6 protein-coding genes are annotated in these 6137 nt (G+C 59.7%); 4 read left to right on the forward strand and 2 right to left on the reverse strand.

All coding sequences use genetic code 11. The features are described 5' to 3' along the window. Window positions 1-39: 39 nt before the first annotated feature. Window positions 40-867 carry an IclR family transcriptional regulator gene (locus tag B30_RS18575; protein WP_009573734.1) on the reverse strand — a complete coding sequence of 276 codons (828 nt, stop codon included), beginning with the start codon at window positions 865-867 and terminating at the stop codon, window positions 40-42. Window positions 868-870: 3 nt separating this feature from the next. After that, complete coding sequence (locus B30_RS18580; protein WP_009573735.1) at window positions 871-1953, reverse strand: Gfo/Idh/MocA family protein; 1083 nt, start codon at window positions 1951-1953, stop codon at window positions 871-873. A gap of 189 nt (window positions 1954-2142) precedes the next feature. Here B30_RS18580 and B30_RS18585 point away from each other — a divergent pair, with 189 nt between their 5' ends. From B30_RS18585 to B30_RS18600, 4 genes are all read left to right on the forward strand, one after another. Next, on the forward strand, window positions 2143-3891 hold the full coding sequence (locus tag B30_RS18585; RefSeq protein WP_009573736.1) for an FAD-dependent oxidoreductase: 1749 nt from the start codon (window positions 2143-2145) through the stop codon (window positions 3889-3891). Next, a complete protein-coding gene (locus B30_RS18590) occupies window positions 3888-4820 on the forward strand; it encodes an NAD-dependent epimerase/dehydratase family protein (protein WP_009573737.1) in 933 nt (310 codons plus the stop codon). Before B30_RS18585 ends, B30_RS18590 begins: the two co-directional genes overlap by 4 nt. A gap of 137 nt (window positions 4821-4957) precedes the next feature. Next, a complete protein-coding gene (locus tag B30_RS18595; protein ID WP_009573738.1) occupies window positions 4958-5755 on the forward strand; it encodes a shikimate dehydrogenase family protein in 798 nt (265 codons plus the stop codon). 70 nt (window positions 5756-5825) lie between these two features. Beyond that, window positions 5826-6137: ABC transporter substrate-binding protein (locus B30_RS18600; RefSeq protein ID WP_009573739.1), on the forward strand; the 312-nt coding region annotated here is incomplete at its 3' end.

Consider the following 6137-nt stretch of genomic DNA (forward strand, 5'->3'; position numbering starts at 1 on the left):
GTCGTTCGCGCATTCGGGTCAGATGACAGGACCTTGCGGTCAGCCAGCCTGACGGGTTTCGGTTTCTGCGGGCAGGGCCCGGTTGCGGTTGAAAAAGAAAGACGCCTCTGCCGCCCCGCCAATTTCATCGGCGGCTTCGCGCAGAAGCGGGTGGAATTGGTCCATCAATTCGGGTGTCACACGCACACCCGGACCGGCGATGGACAGACAGCCGATCACAGCATGGTCTTCGCTGCGAAAAATGGGAACAGCCATCGCCGCCATCCCGGCATGATAGCTGTCGGACATGGTGGCATAGCCGCGTTTGCGGGTGTCAGCCAGAGAGGCCAGCACCTCTGGAATCGAGGTAGGCGCGCCCGGCCCCATGGCAAAATCCGCCCGCAGCCCTTGCGCACCAATTTTCTCAAGCGCTTGCTCATCCGTCAGTGTTGACAGCCAGGCATGTCCACCCGCCGAGCCGGCCAAATGCACCTTGATCCCCTGTTCACGACCGGGGTCATAGCGCAGGCCCGCAACCGCGCCCTGCGCCACGCCGACCCAGACAAGATCCTCGCCATCAATCACGGACAGGCGAACGAGTTCGCGCGAGTCCGCCGCCAAGCGATCGAGGATGGGCTGCGCAATGTCGGGCACGCCGGTGCGGGCCAAAAACGCCAACCCGATGCCTGCGAGTTTGATGGTGAGAGCGTAATCGCCTTGGTTCCTGAGTTGTCGCACATAGCCGTATTGCGACAGTTCTTTGAGCAATCGATGCGCTGCCGAGGCGGGCATATCCAGCTCGCTCGCGATCGCGCTCACTTGAACGCCTTCGGGATGTTTCCCAAGAAGTTCAAGGATCGAAAGGGTTCTCTCCATCACACCGGACATCGCTTACTCCATCATCGCTTTTGGCTTTGGCGACGTGTTTATCCTGTGTGTGCCAAGCGGAACAGGGCGTCTTTGTGTGATGGACCCACGGATCGCCTCGATCACCGCTATGTTGCGTGCGCCATCGGACAAGGTGATGCGAGGGGTTTCATTGCCTTTGATCACGGCAGCAAAATGGCGGATTTGTTCGATATAGCTGTCGGTCGCGACCCGATCGAGCAGCCGATTGACCTGAGGCACAGTCCAATCGCGGGGACCCTCATGGGTCCAGAACGACAGATCCGGCAGGCTCATCCCGGCCTGTGTCCCGGCAAACATATGCGAGACGGCGGGCATCGCCGGAAACCGCGCCGGATTTTCGCCCGCGGTCGTGTCCCAGCACCACGGCCCGACGCCCGCATCGGTCAGCGCAATGGTGATCAACCCGCCGGTTTCAAGGCGCAGGATCACTGCGGCGGTGTCTTCGACGTCAAAGCCGCGTTGACTGTTTGAGGTGAGGGCCGTGACCTCTGTGATTTCGCCAAACAAATGCCGCACGAGGTCGATTTCATGGATCAAATTGATCAGGATCGGCCCACCTGCGCCCGGTTCGCGCCGCCAGGCAACGTCGAAATAGCGGGCATCCTTGTAGAGCGTGGCGGAGATTGTGCCGCTGACCAATGTGCCGAAACGGCCCTCGGTGATGGCCGTTTTAGCGGCTTGAACGATCGGGTTGTGGCGACGGTGGTGACCGACAAGCCCCGGCACCCCTGTGCGATCTGACAGGGCCACCAAAGCCGCGCAGCTATTGGCCGTGTCGCCCAAGGGTTTTTCGACCAGCACAGGAAGGTCCGCACGGATCAATGTCATCGCCTGCGGCACATGAAGCGCATTTGGCGTGGCAATAATCACTCCGTCTGGGTGCAGCCCAATCAGGGCTGCAAGTGTTTCCAGATGGGGGCACTCCAAGTCTTTGGCGAGGGATTTGCCCGACTCAAACGGATCGACAATGGCGACAAGATCGCTGCCGGGACAGGCGCGGATCGCATCGGCATGGGTGCGCCCAATGATGCCGCCCCCAACAATGGCCAATCGTGTCTGTGTCATGTGGGTCCTCCCTCAGACAGGTGTTTCGGAGCACCTGTGCTTTCCACAACTATATCAACCAAAGCTTAAAATAAAACAAGATTTAAAAGTTGAAAGAGTTTCTATTTTAAGACATGCTGATGAAAGAATTAGGGCGTTTGGTATAAAAGTCTTGTTAAATAAAAGGCTTGAGCGCTCAGGGAGGACTCTATGCTAAAAGAATCGCGCTCTGGCGCACAGCTCGAAAATGGCGCCAGCTACGATGTGGTCGTTCTTGGGGCGGGGGCGGCAGGCCTGTCTGCCGCCGTGTTTGCGGCTCTTGAAGGCGTGCGCGTTTTGCTGGTGGAACGCACAGAATTCCTTGGAGGCACCTCGGCTTTGTCGGCGGCAACCACATGGGTGCCAAACACCCGGTTTCGTGATGAGTTGGGGGCGAAAGACAGCGAAGAGTCTGTTCTGGCGTTTCTGGATCGTGCCGTTGGGAACCGCGCGCCGCGTGCCCTGCGCGAGGCCTTTGTCAAACGCGGCCCCGGCGCGATCCATCGCCTTGAAGATGAGACAAACGTCCGGTTCCGGGGTCGTCCTTTCCATCCCGACTACTTGTTTGAACTCGAAGGCTCGACCGCCTTTGGTCGCGCGCTTGAGCCTGTGCCCTTTGACGGCGCGTTGCTGGGCTATGACCTAAAGCTTGTGCGTCCACCGATCCCGGAATTCACTATTTTGGGCGGGATGCAGATTGACCGTGATGACATCGCGCATTTGCTCAAGATGAAGAAAAGCCTGCGTTCGCTGGCCTATTCGATACGCATCGTCGCACGCTATTATTTGCGCAAATGGGCGCATGGTCGCGACACGCGTCTGTTGATGGGCAATGCGTTGATCGGGCGGTTTCTCTATGAGGCGCGCAAGCGTGGGGTTGAGATTGTCACCCAGACCAAAACCACAGGATTGACGCCCCTCGGAGAGGGAGCGTATCGGCTTACTTTGGAGCAAGGCGGGCAGTCTTTTGACATCACAGCGACCAAAGGGGTGGTGCTCGCCTCCGGCGGCTTTGCCCGTCACCCCGTCAAACGTCAGACCATGATGCCCGCGCCGACGCCGCGCGTGTCGCCTGCCGCGCCGGGGCATACGGGTGAGTTGCATGACATCGTTCTTGGGCTTGGTGCGCATTACTCTAACAGTGCGGCGCAGCCGTGTTACTGGGCGCCGGTGTCGATCCGCAAACGGGCGGACGGCACAGAGGCCGCGTTTCCACATTTCGTGTTGGACCGTTCGAAGCCGGGGATCATTTCGGTTGGGCGCGACGGCAAGCGGTTCGTCAATGAAAGCCGCAGCTATCATGAATTCGTCTCCGCCATGTATGCGGCCGACAAGGACGGGTCGCATATTCCGACGTTCCTTATTGCCGACGCGGCAGCGGCGCGTAAATACGGCATGGGCATGATCCATCCGGGGACCAGGGATTTTGGACCGTTCATCGCCGAAGGCTATCTGACCGAGGGGCGTGATCTGACTGATCTTGCCGCGCAACTTGGCATTGATGGCACAAACTTAGGCGCCACCGTGGCGCGGTTTAATGAGTTGGCAAAGCAGGGCGTCGATCAGGATTTTCACCGCGGTGAAACCGTCTATGAGCGCGCCAATGGCGATGCCACGCATGACGGGCCAAACCCAACCCTGCGCCCGCTTGGCACGGGGCCGTATTATGCGGTCAAACTTTATCCGGGCGATATTGGCGCGGCTCAGGGTCTTGTTACCGATGAAAACGCCCGTTTGCTGACGGAAAATGGCGCCGTAATCGACGGGCTTTATGCCGCCGGGGCGGACATGAATTCGGTCATGGGCGGGGTCTATCCCGGCCCCGGCATCACCATTGGTCCGGGCATCGTTTTTGGCTCGATCGCGGCGACCCATGCCGCGCAGCGCAAGACCGCCCACACAGATCGGATGGCATCATGAGCCGCTGGCAAGACAAGCCAGTTTTGGTGACTGGCGGGACCGGATTTCTTGGGGCTTTCGTCGCGCGAGACCTCGTGGCCCAGGGGTTGCGCCCGCGGGTGTTTGATCGACATCCCAACGCCGAGACGCTTGATTTCGTGCGGGGGGGCCTGTCGCAGAGCTGTGAGATCGTTGCGGGGGATGTGACCCGGCGCGAGGATGTGGCACGGGGGATGGAAGGCTGTGGTGCTGTTGTCCATCTCGCCGGGCTGATGACCGTCGATTGCAAGGCCGATCCGCTGCGCGCCGCTCAGGTGAATCTCATCGGCAGTCAGACGGTGATGGATTTGGCGATCAAGAATGGCGTGGAGAGATTGGCCTACGCGTCGAGTTCGGCGGTTTATGGATCGGGGGAGGGCATCTTGCCAAATCCCGAAACGCTTTATGGCGTGCACAAACTGGCGATTGAGGGCATGGCGCGCTGTGCGTGGCTGGATCACGGCCTGCCAAGCGTCGGATTTCGCCCCTATATCGTCTATGGCCCCGGTGTGAGCAGGGGCATAGCAGCCGGGCCGTCGATTGCATTGCGGGCGGCTGCCCTTGGACAATCTGCCACAATTCATTTTTCCGGTCCCGTGGGATTTGTCCATGTCTCAGACGTTGCACGGGCCTTTGTGGCCGGGCTTTTTGACGCTTGGGAGGGGGCACAGATCTACGACCTGCATGGGGTCTCGGCCACGGTTGATGACTTTATCTCAGCGCTCAAGCGGGCGGTGCCGGATGCCACGGTTTCGGGCGAGGGGCCAAGGCTGAAAACGCCGGTATTGCTCCAAGGTGGGGGGCATTCTGATTGGTTCGATGCGCTGCCTGTAACCTCTTTGGAGGAGGGGGTTGCCGCTACTTTGACCCATTGGCGCATGACTTCTGACATACAGGCCACATGTCTGTGAGAGGGCGACGACCCCGACTTTGGGGTCTAGCGAATTGTCCAAGTTATATGGAGTGCCGTCCATTCTTAAATCGGCAAAGGATTGCAATTTTGAGGGCGAGGTGACGTTGCGTGAGGCGCGTCAGGGAGGAGGATGGGATGGACGTGACACTTACGGGGGAGACCGTGTTGTTCCCGATCGCCGGGGATCCGATTGGTCAGGTGAAATCGCCGGGCCTGCTGACGGAAATCCTTGTGGCGCGTGGGATCAATGGGCTTGTCATTCCGACGCATGTGACGGCGGCGGCGTATCCGGCCTTTGTGGCGGCGATGAAAACGACACATAATGTGCGCGGCTTGATCGCGACCGTGCCCCATAAACAAGCCACGCTCGCGCTGTGCGACCAGCCCTCCGAGCGGGCGCAATTCGCCGGCTCCGTCAACGTGATGCACAAGCGCGAGGACGGCACTTGGGAGGGCGACAACACCGATGGCCAGGGCTATCTGAACGGCGTTGCGGCCTGTGGCTATGAGGTTGCGGGCAAACGCGCGCTTTTGGTTGGTGTCGGCGGCGCGGGCGCCGCGATTGCATATGAAATCCTCGCACGCGGTGCCGCTTATTTGGCGATTCACGATGCGGATGAGGCACGCCGAGACGCCGCGATTGCACGGCTTGATGCGCGGTTTGCCGGACAGGTGGGGGTCGGATCGTCAGACCCAACGGGGTATGATTTCATCGGCAATGCGACACCCGTGGGGATGCGCGAAGGCGATCCGCTGCCGATTGAGGCCGACAAATATCAAAGTCATCAATTCGTGGCCGACTGCATCACCAAACCAGAGATCACGCCGCAGCTTGCGATTGCACAGGCCAAAGGCTGCGCCACCATGCCCGGGCTTGGCATGTTCAACGCGCAAGCGGATCTTTTGGTGAACGCCATGACAGGAACACCATGACAGCAATGAAAGCGGGAAAACAAAACACATAGCCCCGTTTCAACGACCAGCATCAATCAGGGAGGATACTATGCTGAAAACGCTTCTGACAGGGACCGCGCTTGCCGCAGGTCTGGGATGGGCCGCACAGGCGGACACACTTAAAATTGCCAACATCGCCGAACTTTCGGGTGCCGGGGCCGCAGCTGGGTCGGTCTGGGCCGATGGGGTGCATTTGGCGATTGATGAGATCAACGAGACCGGCGGCATCCTTGGGATGCAGGTCGATATGTCGGAATACGACAGCCAAACCGACCCGCTGCAAAGCCGGGCCCTGGTGCAAAAAGCCATTGATGAGGGCGCATTTGCGCTGTTGGGGACGGTGTATTCCTCCTCGACCGTG

The sequence above is a fragment of the Celeribacter baekdonensis B30 genome (assembly GCF_000299875.1).
Classification (GTDB): Bacteria; Pseudomonadota; Alphaproteobacteria; order Rhodobacterales; family Rhodobacteraceae; genus Celeribacter; species Celeribacter baekdonensis_A.

Excerpts from the sequence above, each read along its gene's own strand:
- B30_RS18595 (WP_009573738.1), top strand. The coding sequence starts at position 4,958 with ATGGACGTGACACTTACGGGGGAGACCGTGTTGTTCCCGATCGCCGGG.
- B30_RS18585 (WP_009573736.1), top strand. The coding sequence starts at position 2,143 with ATGCTAAAAGAATCGCGCTCTGGCGCACAGCTCGAAAATGGCGCCAGC.
- B30_RS18580 (WP_009573735.1), bottom strand. The coding sequence starts at position 1,953 with ATGACACAGACACGATTGGCCATTGTTGGGGGCGGCATCATTGGGCGC.
- B30_RS18590 (WP_009573737.1), top strand. The coding sequence starts at position 3,888 with ATGAGCCGCTGGCAAGACAAGCCAGTTTTGGTGACTGGCGGGACCGGA.
- B30_RS18575 (WP_009573734.1), bottom strand. The coding sequence starts at position 867 with ATGTCCGGTGTGATGGAGAGAACCCTTTCGATCCTTGAACTTCTTGGG.